This is a genomic window from Nocardioides aequoreus (assembly GCF_000720335.1).
GTDB classification, from domain to species: Bacteria; Actinomycetota; Actinomycetes; order Propionibacteriales; family Nocardioidaceae; genus Marmoricola; species Marmoricola aequoreus.
On record NZ_JOJN01000007.1, the window covers coordinates 214894 to 234956 of the forward strand.

Sequence of the window (20063 nt, forward strand, 5' to 3'; positions counted from 1 at the left end):
GTCGTACCGCGCCTACTCTGGCCGACGACGGCGCCGGCTGACCATCTCGCGACGGGACATGTCGTGCACCCGCCACGCACACGGCGGCTCAGGGACGAGGAGGATCGCGGTCAGTGGGCGCCGAGGGCGGCGTACCCGGGCTTGACGACGTCCTCGATGAGCGCGAGCCGCTCGTCGAAGGGCGCGAAGGCCGACTTCATCGCGTTGACCGTCACCCAGCGCAGGTCCTCCAGCGACCACCCGAAGGCGTCGACGAGCGCCTGCATCTCGCGGGTCATCGAGGTGCCGCTCATCAGCCGGTTGTCGGTGTTGACGGTGACGCGGAAGCGCAGCCGCGCGAGCAGGCCGATCGGGTGCTCGGCGATGGAGGCGGCGGCTCCGGTCTGCACGTTGGAGTGGGGGCACAGCTCGAGCGGCACCCGCTTGTCGCGCACGTACGCCGCCAGCCGTCCCAGCCGCACACCACCGTCGTCGGCGACCTCGACGTCGTCGACGATGCGGACGCCGTGGCCGAGGCGGTCGGCCCCGCACCACTGCAGCGCCTCCCAGATCGACGGCAGCCCGAAGGCCTCGCCGGCGTGGATGGTGAAGTGGGCGCTCTCGCGCTTGAGGTACTCGAAGGCGTCGAGGTGGCGGGTCGGCGGGTTGCCCGCCTCGGCGCCCGCGATGTCGAAGCCCACCACGCCGTCGTCGCGGTGCGACACGACCAGCTCGGCGATCTCGCGCGAGCGGGCCGCGTGGCGCATCGCCGTCAGCAGCTGCCGCACCACGACGGTCCGCCCGGCGCTCGCGGCGGCCGCGGTGCCCTCGTCGAGGCCGTCCTGCACCGCCCGCACCACCTCCTCGAGGGTGAGACCGGCGGCGAGGTGCTGCTCCGGGGCGTAGCGCACCTCGGCGTACACCACGCCGTCGGCGGCGAGGTCCTCGACGCACTCGCGCGCCACCCGCGTCAGGTGGTCGGCGCGCTGCATCACCGCGACGGTGTGGTCGAAGGTCTCCAGGTAGCGCGGCAGCGACCCGCTGTCGGCGGACTCGACGAACCAGCGGGCCAGCGACGCGGCGTCGTGCGCGGGGAGGTCGTGACCCACCTCGTCGGCCAGCTCGAGCACCGTCTCCGGGCGTACTCCCCCGTCGAGGTGGTCGTGCAGCAGCACCTTCGGGGCAGCCGCCACCGTCTCCGGGGAGGGCGGGATAGGTTCGGCCATGTCGTCATCCAAGCAGGCACGGTCAGGAGAGCAGATGCGGGTGTTCGGGAGCTTCGAGGAGATCGAGGCCGCGGCGGGCGAGGAGATCGGCGTCGGTGAGTGGGTCACCATCGACCAGGACCGGGTCGACGCCTTCGCCGACGTCACCGGTGACCACCAGTGGATCCACGTCGACCGCGAGCGCGCCGCGCAGAGCCCCTTCGGCGGCACCATCGCCCACGGCTACCTCACGCTCTCGCTGCTGCCGTGGCTCGGCTCCCAGGTCTTCAGCCTCGAGACCCCCGGCGCCAAGCTCAACTACGGCGTCAACAAGGTGCGCTTCCCCGCCCCGGTCCCCGTGGGCTCGCGCATCCGCACGCGGGTCACGATGGGCGACTCGGTCACCGTCGCCGCCGGGCGGCAGCTGACGCTGCAGCACGTCATCGAGATCGAGGGCGGCGACAAGCCCGCCTGCGTCGCCGAGACCGTCGTCCTGCTCCTCGAGGGCTGAGCGGCCCGCTCAGGGGGCGACGCGGCCCAGGATCGTCTCGGGCACGTCGTACGACGCCTCGGCCTCGACGTCGAAGCCGCCGTCGAGCGACTCCAGGGCGCGGGCGAAGCGGTCGGGCTCGTCGGTGTGCAGGGTGAGCAGCGCCTCCCCCTCCCGGACGGCGTCGCCGGGGCGTGCGTGCCACTCCACGCCGGCGGCGGCCTGCACGCTCGCGCCCTGCGTGGCGCGTCCGGCGCCGAGCCGCCAGGCCGCCAGGCCGACGGCCATGGCGTCGAGGCGCGTCAGGACGCCGTCGCGCGGCGCCGCGACCACGTGGGTCTCACGGGCGGTCGGCAGCGGTGCGTCGGGGTCGCCGTCCTGCGCGGCGACCATGCGCCGCCACACGTCCATCGCGCGTCCGTCGGCCAGGGCGTCGGCGGGGTCGACGTCGCCGCGACCCGCGCCGGCGAGCATCTCGCGGGCCAGGGCCAGCGTGAGCTCCACGACGTCGTCGGGACCGCCCCCGGCCAGCACCTCGACCGACTCGCGCACCTCCAGCCCGTTGCCGGCCGTGAGCCCGAGCGGCGTCGACATCTGGGTGAGCAGCGCCACCGTGCGCACCCCGGCGTCGGTGCCCAGCGCCACCATGGTCTCGGCGAGCTCGTGGGCGTCGTCGTAGGACTTCATGAAGGCGCCCGTGCCGACCTTCACGTCGAGCACCAGCGCTCCGGTGCCCTCGGCGATCTTCTTGCTCATGATCGAGCTGGCGATCAGCGGGATCGCCTCGACGGTGCCGGTCACGTCGCGCAGGGCGTAGAGCTTCTTGTCAGCCGGGGCCAGGCCGGACCCGGCCGCGCAGACCACAGCGCCGACGTCGTCGAGCTGACGCAGCATCTCCTCGTTGGAGAGCGACGCGCGCCAGCCGGGGATGGCCTCGAGCTTGTCCAGCGTGCCCCCGGTGTGGCCGAGACCGCGGCCGGAGAGCTGCGGCACCGCGACCCCGCAGGCGGCGACCAGGGGTGCGAGCGGCAGCGTGATCTTGTCGCCCACCCCGCCGGTCGAGTGCTTGTCGGCGGTCGGGCGCGACAGCGTGGAGAAGTCCATCCGCTCGCCGCTCGCGATCATGGCGGCGGTCCAGCGGGAGGTCTCCTCGCGGCCCATGCCGTTGAGCAGGATCGCCATCGCCAGCGCCGACATCTGCTCGTCGGCCACCTCGCCACGGGTGTAGGCGTCGACCACCCAGTCGATCTGGCTCGCCGTCAGCTCCTGGCCGTCGCGCTTGGCGACGATGACCTCCACGGCGTCGTGCGCGGCCATCTGCTTCCTCCCGGTCGTCGTCGGTGACGGCCCGACGCTACGTGACCCGGCAGGTGCGAGAGTGACCAGGTGACGGCTGGTACGGGGGCGCCCCCCACGGTGGGCGAGGAGCTCTGGGGGCCGCAGCGACGTGCGGTGACGGTCGGCATCGTGCTGCTGATCAGCCTGGTCGCCTTCGAGGCGATGGGCGTCGGGACGGCCATGCCCGCGCTCGTCGCCGACCTGGGCTCGGTCGAGACCTACGCCTGGCCCTTCGTGGCCTTCATCGCCGCGATGGTCGTGGGCACCGTGGTCGCCGGCCGCTGCTGCGACCGGGCCGGACCGCGGGTGCCGCTCGTGCTCGGACCCCTGGTCTTCGGCCTCGGGCTCGTCGTCGCGGGCACCGCACCGAAGATGACGCTGCTGCTGGGCGGCCGGGTGCTCCAGGGTCTGGGCGCCGGGGCGCTGGGGGTCTCGGTCTACGTGCTGATCGCGCGCGTCTATCCCTCCCCCGCCCGTCCGGCCGTCTTCGCGCTGCTCTCGGCCGCCTGGGTGCTGCCCTCGCTCGTCGGGCCCCCGGTGGCCGGGCTGGTCACCGACCGCTGGTCGTGGCACTGGGTCTTCCTCGGCCTGCTGCCGCTGGTGGTGCTCGCCGCCGCCCTGGTCGCCCCGATGGCCGCGCGCCAGCAGCCGCCCGCGAGCCCCGCGCCACGACGTCCGGGCCTGGTGCCCGCCGCGCTGGCCTCGGCCGGCGGCATCTCGGCCCTGACCTGGGCGGGCGAGGACCCGCGCGGCGTACGCCTCGTCGTCGCGGTGGCCGGGGCTGCCGCGCTGGTGGTCTTCGTGCGCCGCCTGCTCCCGCCCGGCACCCCGCGGGCCCGGCCGGGCATCGCCGCGGTGGTGGCCGGGCGCTGGCTGATGTCGGGGGCCTTCTTCACCGCGGTGGCCTACCTGCCGCTCTCCCTCACCGACACCCACGGCTGGTCGCTCACGGCGGCGGGGATGCCGCTGGTCGCCGGCTCGCTCGCCTGGTCGGCCGCCTCGGCGTGGCAGGGCCGCCGCCCGGAGCTGTCGCGCAGCGTGCTGCTGCGGGTCGCCTTCGCGCTGCTGGCGGCCGGTCTCGCCGGGCTGCTGCTCGTGGTCCCGGCGTGGGGCGTGCCCTGGGCGGCGCTGCCGGCGATGACGCTGGCGGGGCTCGGCATGGGGCTGGGCTTCTCCTCGCTCTCCTACCTGCTCCTCCAGGAGTCGCCGCCCGAGGACGTCGGCTTCAACTCCTCCTCGACCCAGCTGTCGGACCAGCTCTCGCAGGCCTGCTTCGTCGCCCTGGGCGGCATCCTGCTGGCGCTGCTCGTCACCCCCACGGCCCTCAGCGCGCTCGTGGTGGTGCTGGTCGGGCTGGCGTGCCTGGGCTGGGTGCTCAGCCCGCGGACGCACTCTGCGCGCTGAGGTGCGCACCGAGCCGGTCGAGGCAGTGCGCCCAGCCCTCGGCGTGGCTGTCGCGCTGCGAGGCCTCGGCGTGCCGCTCGTGGCGCAGCACGATCTCGGTCCCGCCCGGCACCTCCCGCAGCACCACGGTCACCAGCGTCTCCTCGGTCTCGCCGTCCCAGCGCCAGGTCAGCACGAGGCGGTGCGGCGCCTCGGCCTCCACGACCTCCCCGGAGACCGCCATGCCGACGCTCTCCGAGGAGATCCGGTAGGCCGCCCCCGCCCGGGCGTCCAGCTCGACCACGGTGCCGAAGCGCTCCGGCCACATCCACTGCGCCCACTCCTGGGTCCAGGCGCGCCACACGCGCGTCCGCTCCGCGGCCACGACGCGGGTCAGCTCCAGGCGGGTCGGGTCGTCGCTCACGGCTGCTCCTCCAGGTGGGTGGTGAGGCGGTCGAGGCCGCCGGTCCAGAAGAGTCGCTGCCGCAGCAGCCACTCCTGCGCCTCGTCGAGCGCACCGGGCACGACCTCGCACCGCGTCGTCCGCCCGGACCGGGTGCGGGTCACCAGGCCGGCGCCCTCGAGCACGTCGAGGTGCCGGCTCAGCGTGGGCAGCCCCACCGCGAGCGGTGCGGCGAGCTCGCCGACGGTGGCCGGGCCCTCCCCCAGCTCGGCCAGCACCTGCCGCCGCACCGGGGAGCTCAGGGCCGCGAAGACGCTGCCGACAGGATCATTCGTCACCTGACGAACAGTTGCATGACCGACGAAATGTGTCAACCGTGCACGGGCACGGCGGCGTACCCGCGCAGCACGAAGGTGCCGCGCGAGACCGGCTCCCCCGCCAGGGCGGGACCGGGCATCCGGCCGGCGAGCACGCCGAGCGACTCCACCAGCTCCATGCGCGCCAGCGGCGCCCCGAGGCAGAAGTGCACGCCGGCCCCGAAGGCCAGGTGCGGGTTGGGGTCGCGGTCGGGCACGAAGTCGTCGGGCCGGTCGAAGACGGCCGGGTCGCGGTTGGCCGACCCCAGCAGCGCGGCGATCCTGTCGCCGGCGGCCAACCGTACGCCGGCCACCTCGACGTCCTCCTTGGCGGTGCGCTCGAAGAGCTGCAGCGCGGAGTCGAAGCGCAGCATCTCCTCCACGAGCGGGCCGTGGTCGGCGACCTCCCCCAGCGAGCGCCCCGAGCGCAGCAGCCCCACCGCGCCGTTGCCGAAGACGTTGACGGAGGCCTCGTGGCCGGCGTTGAGCAGCAGCACCACCGTCGCGACCAGCTCGAGCTCGGTCAGCCCGGCGGCGAGCAGGTCGGAGGTGAGGTCGTCACCGGGGTCGCGTCGGCGGCGCTCGACGTGCTCGCGCACCAGCGCGGCGAAGTCGGTCGAGGCCCGCACCGCCTCGGCCTCGACCTCGGGCGACGGCGAGGGCTCGTACATCCGCACGATGGCCTGGCTCCAGCGCCGCAGGTCGGGCACCGAGGCCGCCTCGAGACCGACCAGCTCGGCGATGACGAGCACGGGCAGCGGCTCGGCGTAGTCGGCGAGCAGGTCGAACGACGACCCGTCGGACGCGCCCACCTCGTCGAGCAGTCCGGCCGCGACCTCGCGCACCCGCGGCCGCAGCCGCTCGACGTGGCCGCGGTTGAAGGCACCGGCGACCGCGCGGCGCAGCCGGGTGTGCTCCGGCGGCTCCTGCTCCATCATCTGGTGGCGGTGCAGCAGGTTGAAGGGCTCGAGCGCGGCGGTCGGCTCGCGGTCGCGCCAGAGGCGCCCGAGCCGCCGCTCCCGCAGCACCGCCCCCGCGGCGGCGTGGCTCAGCGCCAGCCAGGTGCCGCTGGGCTCGTGCCACGCCACCCCGAGCCGGTCCCGCTCGTCAGCCAGCGCCGGGTAGGGGTCGCGGACCAGCGCAGCCGACCCCAGGTCGAGCCGCGAGGTCGGCGCCGGGTCAGGCGAGGTCGTCTGGGCCGAAGGCATCGGGCAGCACCTCGTCCATGCGGCGTACGCCGGAGACGGTCCAGAGCAGCAGGTCGGGACCGCCGAACTCCCACAGCAGCTGTCGGCAGCGTCCGCACGGCATGATCACCTCCTGCAGCTTGTTGACGCACACGAAGTGCGTCAGCCGTCCGCCGCCGCCGAGCTGCAGCGCGGAGACCAGGCCGCACTCAGCGCACAGCCCCAGGCCGTACGACGCGTTCTCGACGTTGCAGCCGGTGACGACGCGGCCGTCGTCGACGAGCGCGGCGGCGCCGACCTGGTAGTCGGAGTAGGGCGCGTAGGCGTGAGTCGCGGCCTCGACCGCACGGGTCCGCAGCTGCTCCCAGTCGACCTCGTCCGTGGCGCTCACCCGGCGCTGCCCTTGCGGTAGATCTGCCCGTCGGCCGCGGGCATCCGCAGCCGCTGGGACGCGAAGGCCAGCACCAGCAGGGTGGTGACGTACGGCGCCATCTCGGTGAACTCGGAGGGGACCACCTCGGTGAGCAGGTACCACGCCAGGAAGGCGACCGCGAAGACCGCCGAGCCGACGGCCTTTCGGCGCTCGCCGCGGCGCAGCTGCCACACCGCGACCAGGGCCAGCAGCGCGACCACGAAGAGCAGCAGTGCGTGCACCGTGACCTCGCCGTCGCGGAACTGCAGCGCGCCGGTGTAGCCGAAGAGGAGCGAGCCGCCCAGCAGCCCGGCGGGGTTCCAGTTGCCGAAGATCATCGCGGCCAGGCCGATGTAGCCCTGCCCGCCCGTCTGGCCGGTCTGGAAGATCGACGACGACACCATCGCGAGCAGCGCGCCGCCGAGGCCCGCGAAGCCGCCCGAGATCGTTACCGCGAGGAACTTGTAGCGGTAGACGTTGACGCCGAGCGTCTCGGCCGCGACCGGGGCCTCACCGCAGGAGCGGAGCCGGAGACCGAAGGTGGTGTGCCACAGCACCCACCAGCTGAGCACGAGCAGCAGCAGGCAGACCAGCACCAGGCTGGAGAGCTGCGTGGTGAGCATGCGGACGACGTTGGCGAGGTCGCTGACGAGGAACCAGCCGGTCTCGCTGACGGTCGCGGCGAGGTCGGAGACGCCGGGCACGGTGATGGTGGGCGGCGTCGGCAGCGGCGGCGACTGCCGCGGCCCGCCACCGGGGGTGCCGGTGAACCAGACGGCCGCCATGAAGCCCGCCAGGCCCGCGGCGATCAGGTTGATCGCCACACCGGAGACGATGTGGTCGACGCCGAAGACGACCGTCGCGACGGCGTGCACCACGCCGCCCAGGGCGCCGAGCAGGATCGCCCCGAGCACACCCGCGACGAGGCCGTAGTTGTAGCCGAAGAAGCCCGCGCCGAGGGTGCCCATGATCATCATGCCCTCGAGGCCGATGTTGACCACGCCCGCGCGCTCGCTCCAGAGCCCGCCCAGGCCGGCCATCGCGATCGGCATCGCGGCCACGAGCGTGACCCCCAGGGTGCCCGCGGTGGTCAGCTGGTCGGCACCGGTGACCACGCGCACGACGCACAGCAGCACGAAGAAGGCGGCGATCAGGCCGACCAGGCGCCAGCGGCCGCGGCCGCGCTGCCGCTCGGGGGCGCCCGAGGTGCCAGGCGTGGCGCCGGCCGCGGTGCCGGCGGCAGGGGTGGGGGCGCTCACGACGCGGCTCCTTCCGTCGGGGCCGCGGCTCGGGACTCCGCGGAGAGGGTGCTGGCCACCTGCGTCTGCTCGGCACGCACCCGGTAGCGGCGCACGACCTCGTAGACGATCACCACCGACATCACCACGACGCCCTGGGCGACGGCGACGATGTCGGGGCTGATGCCCGCCAGGATGTTGAGCAGGTTGGCCTGCTGGGAGAGGTAGGCGAAGAGCAGCGCCGCGAAGGCGATGCCGACGGGGTGGTTGCGGCCCAGCAGCGCGACCGCGATGCCGGCGAACCCCAGGCCCGCCTGGAAAGACGAGCCGTAGTTGTAGGCGCTGGAGAAGATCACCGGCAGTCCGACCAGCCCGGCCACGGCGCCGGAGAGCAGCATCGTCGTCACGATCATGCGCCTGCTGTCGACGCCGCTCGCCACCGCGGCCGAGTCGGAGGCGCCGGTCGCCCGCAGCTCGAAGCCGAAGCGGGTGCGGTTGAGCACCAGCCAGAAGAGCACGCCGACCACGATCGCCAGCAGCGAGAGGCCATAGAGCTCGGTCGGGCTGTCGGGGAAGATCGCGATGGTGCCGATCCGGCTGCCCTCGGGCATCGGGTCGGTGCCGGTGGCGTTGCCCGTGGTGCGCCCGACCTTGACGATCAGGTAGCTGATCAGGAAGCCCGCGATCGAGTTGAGCATGATCGTCGAGATCACCTCGCTGACCCCGCGGTAGGCCCGCAGCGCGCCGGCGAGGCCGGCCCACGCGGCACCGACGGCCATGGCGACGACCACGGCGAGGAGCGAGTTGAGGTAGCCCGGCAGCCACGCGGCGCCCGCGACCGCGCCCGCGGCGAAGGCGGCGAGGCGGTACTGGCCCTCGACGCCGATGTTGAAGAGGTTCATCCGGAAGCCGATGGCCGCGGCGACGCCCGAGAGGTAGAGCACGGAGGCCTGGTTGAGCATGGCGACCGCGTTGCGCGGCTCGGGCACGCTCGACATGACGGACCAGAAGCCCGCGATGTCGTCGCCGATCACGGCGAGCACCACGGTGATGATCAGGCCCGCGAGCAGCAGCGCGAGCACCGGGCTCGCCAGCGCGAGGGCGCCGCGGCGTACGACGCTCATGCGGGCGCCTCCTCGTCGGTCGGGTCGTCGGCGCCGGTCATCGCCGAGCCGAGGTCCTGCGGGGTCACCGCACGCGGGTCGAAGCGGCCCACGAGGCGACCGCGCAGCAGCACCGAGATGGTGTCGGAGAGCCCGATCAGCTCGTCGAGGTCGGCGGAGACCAGCAGCACCGCGAGGCCCTCGCGGCGCGCGTCCTTGATGTGGCGCCAGATCTGCGCCTGCGCGCCGACGTCGACGCCGCGGGTGGGGTGCGAGGCGATCAGCAGCCGCGGGTCGCCGCTCATCTCGCGGCCGACGATGAACTTCTGCTGGTTGCCACCTGAGAGCGCGCGGGCGGTGGTGTCGATGCCGGGCGTGCGCACGTCGTACTGCTCCACGATGCGGGTGGAGTCGCGCCGGGCGCCGCGGAGGCTGAGCCAGCCGCCCCTGACCGACGGCGGCCGGGTCTGGTGGCCGAGGATCCGGTTCTCCCACAGCGGGGAGTCGAGCAGCAGGCCGTGGCGGTGCCGGTCCTCGGGGATGTAGCCGATCCCGGACTCGCGGCGACGCTTCGTCGACCAGGAGGTGACGTCCTCGTCGCCGAGGCGCACGCTGCCCCGGGAGAGCCGGCGCATGCCGATGATCGCCTCGACCAGCTCGGTCTGGCCGTTGCCCTCGACGCCCGCGATGCCGAGGACCTCGCCGGCGTGGATGTCGAGGCTGATGCCGCTCAGCTCGGGACGCCCGGCCGCGTCGAGGACTTCCAGGTCGCGCACCGAGAGCAGCACCCGGTCGGTGACGGTGGACTCCTCGGTGCTCGGCGAGGGGAGCTCGCTGCCGACCATCAGCTCGGCGAGCTGGCGCGAGGTGACCTCGTCGGGCCGCACCGAGGCGACGGTGGTGCCGCGGCGGACGACGGTGATCTCGTCGGCGATCGCCCGGACCTCGTCGAGCTTGTGGGAGATGAAGATCAGGGTGTGGCCCTCGGCCTTGAGCAGCCGCAGGTTGGTGAAGAGCGCGTCGACCTCCTGCGGCACCAGCACCGCGGTCGGCTCGTCGAGGATGATGATGCTCGCGCCGCGGTAGAGGACCTTGAGGATCTCCACGCGCTGCCGCTCGCCGACGCCGAGCGTCTCGACGAGCTCGTCGGGGTCGAGGTCGAAGCCGTACTGGCGCGAGATCTCCTGGATCCGCTCGCGGGCCGCGTCACCGATGCCGTGCAGCCGCTCGGCGCCCAGCACGACGTTCTCGAGCACGCTGAGGTTGTCGGCCAGCATGAAGTGCTGGAAGACCATCCCGATGCCGCGGGCGATCGCGTCGCCCGTGGTCGAGAGCGTGACCGTCTCGCCGTTGACCGCGATGGTGCCGTCGTCGGGCGGCTGCACGCCGTAGAGGATCTTCATCAGCGTCGACTTGCCGGCGCCGTTCTCACCGACGACGGCGTGGATGCTGCCCGCACGGATCGTCATGTCGACGTCGTGGTTGGCGATGACGCCGGGGAAGCGCTTGCCGATGCCCCGCAGCTCGATCGCCGGGGTGCCCGCAGCGGCGGCGGGGGTGGTGTCGACCTGGCTCGACACAGGGGGCCTCCTCGAGGTCGGTACGCCGGGGACCGCTCGGCCCCCAACCCACGGGGTCCGCGTCGATGATCGACGCGGACCCCGGGAGTGTGTCAGGTAGGGCGTGGAGAGATCAGCCCTGCGGCTCGGTCGGGACCTCGATCTCGCCGTCCGCGATCTGCTGCTTGGCCTCCTCGAGCTGGTCCTCGATGTCGTCGACGAAGCCACCGGAGGTGGAGTAGCCGACGCCGTCGACGGAGATGTCGTAGACGACGCCCCCGCTCTCGAAGCTGTCGTCGGCGACCGACTCGGTCACCTCGAAGACCGCGGTGTCGATGCGCTTGAGCATCGAGGTGAGGATGTGCGGCTGCTGGTCCTCCGGCGCGGTGAGGTACTGGTCGGAGTCGACGCCGATCGCCCACATGTTGTCGCCGGCCGCGGCTGCGGCCTCGAAGACGCCCGAGCCGGAGCTGCCCGCGGCGTGGTAGACCACGTCGGCGCCGTCCTCGTACATCGGGGCGGCGGCGTTGCGGCCACCGGGCGGGTTGGCGAAGGCCGTCTCGGAGTCGTCCTGGTCCTCGGTGAGGTAGGCGACGTCGATCTGGATGTCGGGGGTGACCGACCTGGCGCCGGCCTCGTAGCCCGCCTCGAACTTCTTGATCAGCGGGCTGGTGACGCCGCCGACGTAGCCGATGTGGTCGCTCTCGGTCTTCAGCGCGGCGGCCATGCCGACCAGGTAGGAGCCCTGCTCCTCGGCGAAGGTGAGGTCGGCCAGGTTGTCCAGCGGCTCCTCGACGAGGAACTGCGAGAAGCCGTCGATGACGGCGAACTTGGTCTCGGCGTACTCCGGGGCCACCTCGGCGGCCGCGGGCGAGTAGAGGAAGCCGACCGCGATCACGAGGTCGTAGTCGCCCTCGGCGAGGGTGCGCAGCCGCTCGGCGCGGACGTTGTCGTTCTCGTCCTGGCCGGCCACGGCCTCGATGCAGGTGGCACCGAGCTCCTCGACGGCGCGCTTGAGGCCCTCGTAGGCCGAGTCGTTGAAGGAGCGGTCACCGCGACCACCGACGTCGTAGGCGACGCCGATCGAGGGACCATCTCCGTCGGCCTGGGACTGGCACACGTCCTCGGCGGACTGCGAGTCCCCCGAGTCGCCACCGCTGCCGCCGCTGCCGCCACTGCCGCCGCTTCCGCCACCGCACCCGGCCAGGACGAGCGTCCCTGCCGCTGCGAGTGCCGCGATCTTGCTGAACCGCCGCAAGACGCCTCCTCGATCTTGGTGTGCCTCTGACCGGCACGTGTCGAGTGCACCCTAAGGCTCGCCCACGGCGCGGCCTACCGCCGGACCAGGCCAGCCGACAAGTGTTATCGGTCGGTGACCAAGGCGGACGCCGCGGCCGCCACGAGCACCCGGGCGCCGACCGAGATCGCGCCCTCGTCGACCCGCAGGTCGCCCTGGTGCAGGTCGTAGGTGGGGCCGCCCGGCGAGCGGGTGCCGAGCCGCGCCATGGCGCCCGGCACGGTGTCGCAGTACCAGGCGAAGTCCTCGCCCCCGAGGCTCTGCGTGGTCGCCGCCACGCCCTCCTCGCCCAGCACCGTCTCGACGGCGTGGTGGAGCAGCAGTGTCGAGCGGTGCTCGTTGACCACCGGGGGGACGCCGCGCACGTAGCGGATGGTCGGCTCCACGCCGTAGGGCTCGACGATCTGGGCGATGGTCTGGCTGACGAGCGACTCGGCCTCGGCCCACGCGACGGCGTCGAGCATGCGGACGGTGCCGCCGGCGCGGCCGGTGGCCGGGATGACGTTGACCGCGGAGCCGGCGCGCACCATGCCCCACACGACGCTGACCCCGGCGCGGGGGTCGAGCCGGCGGCTGAGCACGGCGGGCAGCTCGGTGAGCAGCTTGCCGAGGGCGAAGGTGAGGTCCTCGGTGAGGTGCGGGCGCGAGGTGTGCCCGCCCTTGCCGGTGAGCACGACGTCGAGGTGGTCGGCCGCGCCGGTGAGCGGACCCTCCCGCAGCCCCACGGTGCCGACGTCGAGCGTGGGGTCGACGTGCAGGCCGAAGATCCGGCTGACGCCGTCGAGCACGCCGGCGTCGATCGCCATCAGCGCGCCGCCCGGCATGACCTCCTCGGCGGGCTGGAAGACCAGCCGCACCGTGCCGGCGAGCCGCTCCGCGTGCGCCGCGAGCGCCAGGCCGGCGCCGAGCAGGCTCGAGGCGTGCACGTCGTGGCCGCAGGCGTGGGCCACGCCCGGCACGGTGCTGGCCCACGGGTCGCCGGTGCGGTCCTCGACCGGGAGCGCGTCGAGGTCGGCGCGCAGCGCCACCACGGCGCCGTCGCCACGGCCGACGTCGACCACGAGCCCGCCGCGCGGCAGCGGGCGCGGGTCGAGGCCGGCGTGCTCGAGGTGCTTGGACAGCACGGCGGCGGTGCGCTCCTCGGCCCACGAGAGCTCGGGGTGCGCGTGGAGGTCGCGACGGACGTCGACCAGCAGGTCCTCGAGGCCCACGACCTCGGCGACGATCGCCCGGACCAGCGCCACGGCTTCGGGGTCACGGGGACTGGTCACCCGATCAAGGCTACGCGTCGCCGCACCCCGGCCCCTTCCCCCGTCCGCGACGCCGGGACAGGCATGGCGCACCGGACGCGTGGAGGGTCCCCGGTCAGGGGTCCTCGGGCCGCGGACCGCGGTCCGCGTCGTACGCCGCGATCAGCCGGTCGGCGGCGAGGGGTGCGGTGGTCTCGCCGGCCAGCAGGGCGCGGCGGACGTCGTCGCGCACGGCGCGCACGCCGGGCGAGCGGACCAGCCGCTGGTCGAGCTCGTCGCGCACCAGCGCCCAGGTGAAGTCGAGCTGCTGGTCGGCCCGCTTGGCGGCGACGCCCTGCTCCCCCATCGAGGCCCGGTGGGCGAGCACGCGCTGCCAGACCTCCTCGACGCCGGTGCCGTGGAGGCCCGAGCAGGTGAGCACCGGCGGCACCCACGCCGCGCCGCGACCGTGCACCAGGCGCAGCGCCCCCGCGAGCTCCTTGGCCGCCGAGGCCGCCTCCTGAGCGCGGTCGGGCGCCTGTCCGGAGCCTGTCGAGGGGTCGGCCTTGTTGACGGCGATCACGTCGGCGATCTCGAGGATGCCCTTCTTGATGCCCTGCAGCTGGTCGCCGGTGCGCGCCAGCGTCAGGAAGAGGAAGGTGTCGACCATGCCGGCCACCGTGACCTCCGACTGGCCCACGCCCACGGTCTCGACCAGCACCACGTCGTAGCCCGCGGCCTCCAGCACCACCATCGCCTGGGCCGTGGCGCGGGCGACGCCACCGAGCGTGCCCGCGGTCGGCGAGGGCCGGATGTACGCCGCCGGGTCGCCCGCGAGCGTGCCCATGCGGGTCTTGTCGCCGAGCACCGAGCCGCCGGTGCGCACCGATGACGGGTCGACCGCGAGCACCCCGACCCGGTGGCCGGCGCCGGTGAGCTGCCCGCCGAGGGTCTCGATGAGGGTCGACTTGCCGACGCCCGGCACGCCGGAGATGCCGACGCGCACCGACGTCGGCGGCGTCGACCCCGCCAGCTCGGTCATCAGCTCGCGGGCGGCCTCCCGGTGGTCGGCGCGCGACGACTCCACCAGGGTGATCGCGCGCGACACCGCCGCACGCCGCCCCTCGCGCACCCCCGCGACGAGGGCCTCGACGTCAGGAGGCGGCACTCGGGTGGTCCAGCTGCCGCGCCAGCCGCTCCAGCAGGTCGAGGGCGGCCTCCGCGATGACGGTGCCGGGCGGGAAGACGGCCGCGGCGCCCATCTCCAGGAGCACCGGCACGTCGTCGGGCGGGATCACGCCGCCCACCACGATCATCACCTCGGGCGCGCCCTGGTCGACGAGCGCCTGCTTGAGCTCGGGCACCAGCGTGAGGTGTCCGGCCGCCAGCGAGTTGACGCCCACGAGGTGCACGTCGGCGTCGACCGCCTGCTGGGCGACCTCCTCCGGCGTGGCGAAGAGCGGCCCGACGTCGACGTCGAAGCCCATGTCGGCGAAGGCGGTCACGATGACCTTCTGGCCGCGGTCGTGGCCGTCCTGACCCATCTTGGCGACCAGGATGCGCGGGCGGCGGCCCTCGTGCTCGGCGAAGCGGTCGGTCGCGGCGACGACGCGCGCCATGGCGTCGTTGTCGCCCGACTCGCGCCTGTACACGCCCGAGATCGTACGGATGGTGGCCCGGTGACGGCCCCAGGGCTTCTCCAGGGCGTCGGAGATCTCGCCGACCGTCGCCTTGGCGCGGGCCGCGTCGATCGCGAGCTCGAGCAGGTTGCCGCTGGAGTCCGCCGGGCCCTCCGCAGCGCGCGTGAGCGCGTCGAGCCGCTGCGTGACCTCCTCGGCGTCGCGCTCCTCGCGCAGCCGCTCGAGCTTGGCGAGCTGCTGACGGTAGACCGAGGCGTTGTCGACGCGCAGCGTCTCCAGGGGGTCCTCGTCGGCGAGCCGGTGGGTGTTGACGCCGACCAGGGTCTGCACGCCGGAGTCGAGCCGGGCCTGGGTGCGGGCGGCGGCCTCCTCGATGCGCATCTTGGGCAGCCCCTGCTCGATGGCGGCCGCCATGCCGCCGGCCTCCTCGGCCTCGGTGATGTGCGCCCAGGCGCGCTCGGCGAGGTCGTGGGTGAGCCGCTCGACGTACCAGCTGCCCGCCCACGGGTCGATGGTCTGGGTGGTCCCCGACTCCTGCTGCAGCAGCAGCTGCGTGTTGCGGGCGATCCGCGCGGAGAAGTCGGTCGGCAGCGCGATCGCCTCGTCGAGGGCGTTGGTGTGCAGCGACTGCGTGTGGCCCTGGGTGGCGGCCATCGCCTCGATGCAGGTGCGCTGCACGTTGTTGAAGACGTCCTGCGCGGTCAGCGACCAGCCCGAGGTCTGGCAGTGCGTGCGCAGCGAGAGCGACTTGGGGTTCTGCGGCTCGAACTGCCCGACCAGGCGCGCCCACAGCGCCCGGGCCGCGCGCATCTTGGCGACCTCCATGAAGAAGTTCATGCCGACCGCCCAGAAGAAGGAGAGCCGCGGCGCGAAGGTGTCGACCGAGAGCCCGGCGTCGAGCCCGGCCCGCAGGTACTCCACGCCGTCGGCCAGCGTGTAGGCGAGCTCCAGGTCGGCCGTCGCGCCGGCCTCCTGGATGTGGTAGCCGGAGATCGAGATGGAGTTGAAGCGCGGCATCTCGCGGCTGGTGTAGCCGAAGATGTCGCTGATGATCCGCATGCTCGGCTTCGGCGGGTAGATGTAGGTGTTGCGGACCATGAACTCCTTGAGGATGTCGTTCTGGATCGTCCCCGTGAGCTGCGCCGGCTTCACCCCCTGCTCCTCGGCCGCGACGACGTAGAGCGCCATCACCGGCAGCACCGCGCCGTTCATCGTCATCGACACCGACATCTCGTCGAGCGGGATCCCGTCGAAGAGCTGGCGCGCGTCGTAGATCGAGTCGATCGCCACCCCGGCCATGCCGACGTCGCCCTTGACGCGCGGGTGGTCGGAGTCGTAGCCGCGGTGGGTCGCGAGGTCGAAGGCGACCGAGAGGCCCTTCTGTCCCGCCGCGAGGTTGCGCCGGTAGAAGGCGTTGGACTCCTCGGCGGTGCTGAAGCCGGCGTACTGCCGGATCGTCCACGGCTGGGTGGTGTACATCGTCGGGTAGGGCCCCCGCAGGTACGGCGCCAGGCCGGGCCACGTGTCGAGCCCGTCGAGTCCCTCGAGGTGCTCGGGGCCGTAGACCGGCAGCACGTCGATGCCCTCGGGCGACTCCCAGGCCTCGCGCTCGACGGCCTCGTGCGCAGCCACCTCGCCCGCGAGGTCCAGCCCGGCGAAGCTCTCCGGAACGCTCATCGGAGCCTCTCCCTCACCGTCGTCAGGAACGCCACGGCGTCCACCCCCACCGCCGCGCTGTCGTCGACGCCCAGGTCGCCCGGACGCCCCGCGACGACCACCCACGCGGCACCCGCCTCGCGCAGTGCCGCGACGAGGTCGGCGCCCCAGGCGGCGTAGTCGTCGTCGTGACCGGCCAGGCAGACCACGGGCTGCCCGCCGTCGGGGCCGCGGTAGGCCTCCAGCACCGCCTCGACGTCGTCGTGCACGCCCCGGCCCGTCACCGCGACGCCTCCGGCGGCGAGCAGGTTGGCCGCGAAGGTCGCCCTCGCGGTGTGCCGCGCCAGGCTGCCCATGGTGGCGAGGAAGACCGGCGTCGTCGCGGGGTCGTCGCGCAGCCGCTCGAAGGGCTCGGCCCACGGCCGCACCGGGTGCGCCCCCTCGGCGTACGGCGCCCGCTCGGGCAGCGTCTCCGCCAGGTTGGGGAACTCCGAGGTGCCGGTGACGGCCCGGCGGCGCGTGGCCACCAGCCGGTCGCGCTGCTCGACGACCTCGCCGACCCGGCCGGCGAGCGAGCCGTCGGCCAGCGCCGCGGCGACGCCGCCGGACGTCTCGATCGTGCCCAGCCCCCGCCACGCCGCGTGGGCGAGGTCGTCGGTGAGCCGCTCGACGGCGAAGGCACCGCCGGCGGGGTCGGCGACGCGGGCGACGTGGCTCTCCTCGACCAGCAGCGTGGAGGTGTTGCGGGCGATGCGGCGTCCGAAGGCGTCGGGCAGCCCCAGCCGGGAGTCGAAGGGCAGCACGGTGACGGCGTCGGCGCCACCCACGCCGGCGACGAAGGCCGCCACGCAGGTGCGCAGCATGTTCACCCAGGGGTCGTACCTGGTCATCATCGGTCGCGAGGTCACGGCGTGCAGCACCATCTGCCGCCGGTCGGCCGAGGCGCCGCTGAGCTCCAGCATCCGCGCCCACAGCCGGCGCACCGCGCGCAGCTTGGCCACCGTGGGCAGCTGCTCGTCGGTGGCGGCGAGCCGGAACTCGATGGTGGCCGCCGCGTCGTCGACCGCCACGCCCGCGGCCTCCAGCGCCCGCAGGTGGTGGGCCGCGACGGCCAGGGCGTAGCCGACCTCCTGCACGTCGGAGGCGCCGGCGTCGTGCAGCGCGGTGCCGTCGACGACCAGCGCCCGGCAGCCGGCCTCCCGCGCCAGGTGGTACGCCGTCACGACGACCTCGGCCGGGTCGTCGCCGTCGGCCGTGGCCTCCTGCTCGTGACGCAGCGACCGTGCCGCCGCCGCGAAGGGGTCGACGCCCAGGTTGGTGCCGGCGGCGGGCACGCCGTCGGCACCGCGGGCCACATCGGTCAGGGCGCGGGCGGCGCCCAGGGGGTCGTGGGGGGCGTCGAGCACGACCGGCGCCACGTCGAGCAGCACGCCGTCGAGCGCGGCGGCGAGGTCGGCGGGGGCGAGCCCACCGGGGCCCACCTGCACGAGCAGCGAGTGGGCGCCGTTCTCCAGGTCGGTCAGCGCGGCGCGCGCGGCCGCCGCCGGGTCCGGGTCCGCGAGCCAGGCGCGCACGTCCCACCCCGCGTCCCGGGCCGGGGGCCGCACGGGGGCGGGCAGGTCGGCGACGAGCTCGGCGCTGCCGAGCGGTGGCACGTCGAGGCCGTCGAGGGTGCGCCGGGTGAGCGCGGCCCAGACGCCGGAGTCGGGGTCGTCCTCGCCGAGGCGACGCGCCTTGCGCAGCACGGCCGCGGCCGCGGCCTCCCAGTCGTCCCGGGTGTGGGCGAAGCCCTCGCTCAGCATGAGACGGGCGTCACTGCTCATGTGCGCACCCTAGGGACGGGGCGGGGTGACGACCAGCGAGTGTGAAATTCCCGTCACCCTCGTCGGCGTCGGCACCCGGCCTAGGCTGCGGACGTGACGGCACCGCAGCACGTGGGGAACCACCACGAGGGGCTGCTGCTGCGTCCCCCCGCCCCCGGCGACCGGGTCCGGATGCTCGAGCTGGCCCACGACCCGCTGCAGCTCGCCTACGGCGTGCCCGTCGGCGTCCCCGTGCCGGAGGAGGAGGCGGACCTCGACGAGCGCGTCGCGCGGTCGCGGGCGGCGTACGAGCGTCTCGAGCCGGGCGACCTGACCGTCGCCGACGCCGCGGACCCCGACCGCTTCCTGGCCTCGGTCGCCTGGCGCCACGACGTGCCCGCCCTGCTGCGCATCGCCGACGTGGGCTACTCGGTGCACCCCGACGCCCGCGGACGAGGCGTCGCCGTCCGGTCGCTGCGGGCGCTCGTGCGCTGGCTGCTGGTCGACCCCGGGGGGCCGCGGCAGCAGCGCGTCCAGCTCGACCACAGCGTGGAGAACCCGGCGTCCTGCCGCACCGCGCTGGCAGCCGGGATGCCGCGGGAGGGCGTGCGGCGCGGCTTCCTGCCGCTGCGCGGGGAGTCCGGCGACCCGCGCCGCCACGACGTCTGCCTCCACGGGCTCCCCGTCCACGACGTGCTCGGCCCACCGGCCTGAGGGACCAACGCCGTTCACCCAGGTCTTGCGCCCTCGTCACCCCCCGGTCACCGGCCCCGCCCACGCTGGAGCCATGCGCATCGCCCTCGTCACCGAGCAGTTCGTCCCCGAGGACGAGCCGAGCGCCCGGGTGACCCGAGAGATCGCGGTCAGGCTCGCCGACGCCGGCCACGACGTCGCCCTCTTCACCATGGGGCGCGGTCCGTCGACCTTCCACGGCGCCCGGGTCTTCTGGGCCAGCCGGATGACACCGGTCTCCGCCGTGCGCGAGGCGCTGCGGCTCTCCCGGTCCGACCTGTGCCACCTCGTCGACCCCCACCGGCTCGGCCTGAAGGTCGCGGAGGCGGCCGAGCAGGTCGGCTGCCCCACGCTGGTGCTCCACCCCCGCGTCTGGGGTCCCGGCGTCGACCTGTCGCACCACCACCCCGGCATGCGCGAGGACGACCTGCACGACCGCTGGGCGCGCGCCCACGCTCCCGACGGTGGCCTGCTCGTCGCGGGGTACGTCGGCCCGCTCGAGCGGCGCAAGGTCGTCGCGCGGCTGAGCGCGGTGGCCAAGCTGCCCGGCGTCCGGCTGCTCGCCCTCGGCGACGGCCCCGGTGCCGCCACGCTGCGGGCCAGCGGGGCCAAGGTCATCCCCCACGTGACGGGCGTGGAGCGGGCGCGGTGCCTGGCGACGCTCGACCTGCTGGTGCAGCCGCGCCGGCGCGAGGTCTACTCCCCCGTCGTGCTCGAGGCGCTCGCCAGCGGGGTGCCGGTCGTGGCCTTCGACAACGGCACGGCGCGGGAGGTGGTCCGCCACGAGCACAACGGCCTGCTCGTCAGCACCGACCGCGGGGGCACCGCGCTCGCCCGCGCCGTCGCCCGCGCGGCCGCCAGCCCCGACCTGCTGTGGACGCTCACCTCCCGAGCGCGCGAGTCGGTGGCGGACCGCGACTGGGACGCCGCCGTCGCCGAGCTGCTCGACGAGCACTACCCCGCGGCGCTCCGGCCGTCGCTGCGCTCCTCCGAGGCGCGGCTGCCGCAGTAGCCGTCCCGGTCCGGTCCGACTGTGGACTTCGGCCTGCGCCGG

Annotated in this window: 18 protein-coding genes; 4 read left to right on the top strand and 14 right to left on the bottom strand. The window is 74.2% G+C overall.

The features are described from left to right. Positions 1-110: 110 nt before the first annotated feature. On the bottom strand, positions 111-1205 hold the full coding sequence (locus IG63_RS0114295; protein WP_030485034.1) for an adenosine deaminase: 1095 nt from the start codon (positions 1203-1205) through the stop codon (positions 111-113). A gap of 34 nt (positions 1206-1239) precedes the next feature. Between IG63_RS0114295 and IG63_RS0114300 the strand changes: the two genes are divergently transcribed. Next, positions 1240-1695: a MaoC family dehydratase gene (locus IG63_RS0114300; protein ID WP_030485035.1), complete on the top strand. Its 456-nt coding sequence runs from the start codon at positions 1240-1242 to the stop codon at positions 1693-1695. A gap of 9 nt (positions 1696-1704) precedes the next feature. On the opposite strand, the gene IG63_RS0114305 is transcribed toward IG63_RS0114300, so the two are convergent. After that, positions 1705-2991, bottom strand: a complete 1287-nt coding sequence (locus tag IG63_RS0114305; RefSeq protein ID WP_030485036.1) for a thymidine phosphorylase — start codon at positions 2989-2991, stop codon at positions 1705-1707. Between the two features lie 69 nt (positions 2992-3060). Between IG63_RS0114305 and IG63_RS0114310 the strand changes: the two genes are divergently transcribed. After that, positions 3061-4416, top strand: coding sequence for an MFS transporter (locus IG63_RS0114310; RefSeq protein ID WP_211249330.1), 1356 nt, complete (start codon positions 3061-3063; stop codon positions 4414-4416). Here the strand turns inward: IG63_RS0114310 and IG63_RS21635 are convergent. From IG63_RS21635 to IG63_RS0114370, 12 genes are all read right to left on the bottom strand, one after another. Next, positions 4388-4819 (bottom strand): SRPBCC family protein, encoded by a 432-nt coding sequence (locus tag IG63_RS21635; protein ID WP_051706847.1) that lies wholly within the window; start codon positions 4817-4819, stop codon positions 4388-4390. The two genes, IG63_RS0114310 and IG63_RS21635, sit on opposite strands and share 29 nt — an antisense overlap. After that, positions 4816-5136, bottom strand: a complete 321-nt coding sequence (locus tag IG63_RS0114320) for an ArsR/SmtB family transcription factor (protein ID WP_030485039.1) — start codon at positions 5134-5136, stop codon at positions 4816-4818. Before IG63_RS0114320 ends, IG63_RS21635 begins: the two co-directional genes overlap by 4 nt. Positions 5137-5168: 32 nt before the next feature. Continuing rightward, complete coding sequence (locus IG63_RS0114325; RefSeq protein ID WP_051706849.1) at positions 5169-6362, bottom strand: cytochrome P450; 1194 nt, start codon at positions 6360-6362, stop codon at positions 5169-5171. After that, positions 6334-6732 (bottom strand): cytidine deaminase, encoded by a 399-nt coding sequence (locus IG63_RS0114330; protein ID WP_030485041.1) that lies wholly within the window; start codon positions 6730-6732, stop codon positions 6334-6336. Before IG63_RS0114330 ends, IG63_RS0114325 begins: the two co-directional genes overlap by 29 nt. Then, entirely contained in the window at positions 6729-8012 is a 1284-nt protein-coding gene (locus IG63_RS0114335; RefSeq protein ID WP_051706850.1) for an ABC transporter permease, read from the bottom strand. The genes IG63_RS0114330 and IG63_RS0114335 overlap by 4 nt, the downstream gene beginning before the upstream one ends. Then, positions 8009-9115, bottom strand: a complete 1107-nt coding sequence (locus tag IG63_RS0114340; RefSeq protein WP_030485043.1) for an ABC transporter permease — start codon at positions 9113-9115, stop codon at positions 8009-8011. Before IG63_RS0114340 ends, IG63_RS0114335 begins: the two co-directional genes overlap by 4 nt. After that, positions 9112-10674: an ABC transporter ATP-binding protein gene (locus IG63_RS0114345; protein ID WP_030485044.1), complete on the bottom strand. Its 1563-nt coding sequence runs from the start codon at positions 10672-10674 to the stop codon at positions 9112-9114. The genes IG63_RS0114340 and IG63_RS0114345 overlap by 4 nt, the downstream gene beginning before the upstream one ends. A gap of 112 nt (positions 10675-10786) precedes the next feature. After that, positions 10787-11911: a BMP family lipoprotein gene (locus tag IG63_RS0114350; RefSeq protein WP_030485045.1), complete on the bottom strand. Its 1125-nt coding sequence runs from the start codon at positions 11909-11911 to the stop codon at positions 10787-10789. Positions 11912-12015: 104 nt separating this feature from the next. Next, the gene (locus IG63_RS0114355) at positions 12016-13221 is read right to left on the bottom strand and encodes an amidohydrolase (protein WP_051706852.1); all 1206 of its coding nucleotides are present in this window, start codon (positions 13219-13221) and stop codon (positions 12016-12018) included. Positions 13222-13315: 94 nt separating this feature from the next. Then, positions 13316-14347, bottom strand: coding sequence for a methylmalonyl Co-A mutase-associated GTPase MeaB (gene meaB / locus IG63_RS0114360; RefSeq protein WP_030485047.1), 1032 nt, complete (start codon positions 14345-14347; stop codon positions 13316-13318). Beyond that, complete coding sequence (gene scpA / locus IG63_RS0114365) at positions 14334-16496, bottom strand: methylmalonyl-CoA mutase (RefSeq protein ID WP_030485048.1); 2163 nt, start codon at positions 16494-16496, stop codon at positions 14334-14336. The genes meaB and scpA overlap by 14 nt, the downstream gene beginning before the upstream one ends. Then, positions 16493-18298 (bottom strand): methylmalonyl-CoA mutase family protein, encoded by a 1806-nt coding sequence (locus tag IG63_RS0114370; RefSeq protein WP_030485049.1) that lies wholly within the window; start codon positions 18296-18298, stop codon positions 16493-16495. The genes scpA and IG63_RS0114370 overlap by 4 nt, the downstream gene beginning before the upstream one ends. Before the next feature lie 93 nt (positions 18299-18391). Between IG63_RS0114370 and IG63_RS21640 the strand changes: the two genes are divergently transcribed. Together IG63_RS21640 and IG63_RS0114380 are read left to right on the top strand one after the other, a co-directional pair. Further along, entirely contained in the window at positions 18392-18991 is a 600-nt protein-coding gene (locus IG63_RS21640; protein ID WP_157210182.1) for a GNAT family N-acetyltransferase, read from the top strand. Between the two features lie 73 nt (positions 18992-19064). After that, positions 19065-20021, top strand: a complete 957-nt coding sequence (locus IG63_RS0114380) for a glycosyltransferase (protein ID WP_051706854.1) — start codon at positions 19065-19067, stop codon at positions 20019-20021. Positions 20022-20063: the final 42 nt, after the last annotated feature.

What these genes read in the sequence shown, in the direction of transcription:
- IG63_RS0114295 (WP_030485034.1), bottom strand. Translation starts at nt 1,205, where the DNA reads ATGGCCGAACCTATCCCGCCCTCCCCGGAGACGGTGGCGGCTGCCCCG.
- IG63_RS0114300 (WP_030485035.1), top strand. Translation starts at nt 1,240, where the DNA reads ATGCGGGTGTTCGGGAGCTTCGAGGAGATCGAGGCCGCGGCGGGCGAG.
- IG63_RS0114305 (WP_030485036.1), bottom strand. Translation starts at nt 2,991, where the DNA reads ATGGCCGCGCACGACGCCGTGGAGGTCATCGTCGCCAAGCGCGACGGC.
- IG63_RS0114325 (WP_051706849.1), bottom strand. Translation starts at nt 6,362, where the DNA reads ATGCCTTCGGCCCAGACGACCTCGCCTGACCCGGCGCCGACCTCGCGG.
- IG63_RS0114340 (WP_030485043.1), bottom strand. Translation starts at nt 9,115, where the DNA reads ATGAGCGTCGTACGCCGCGGCGCCCTCGCGCTGGCGAGCCCGGTGCTC.
- scpA (WP_030485048.1), bottom strand. Translation starts at nt 16,496, where the DNA reads ATGAGCGTTCCGGAGAGCTTCGCCGGGCTGGACCTCGCGGGCGAGGTG.
- IG63_RS0114370 (WP_030485049.1), bottom strand. Translation starts at nt 18,298, where the DNA reads ATGAGCAGTGACGCCCGTCTCATGCTGAGCGAGGGCTTCGCCCACACC.
- IG63_RS0114380 (WP_051706854.1), top strand. Translation starts at nt 19,065, where the DNA reads ATGCGCATCGCCCTCGTCACCGAGCAGTTCGTCCCCGAGGACGAGCCG.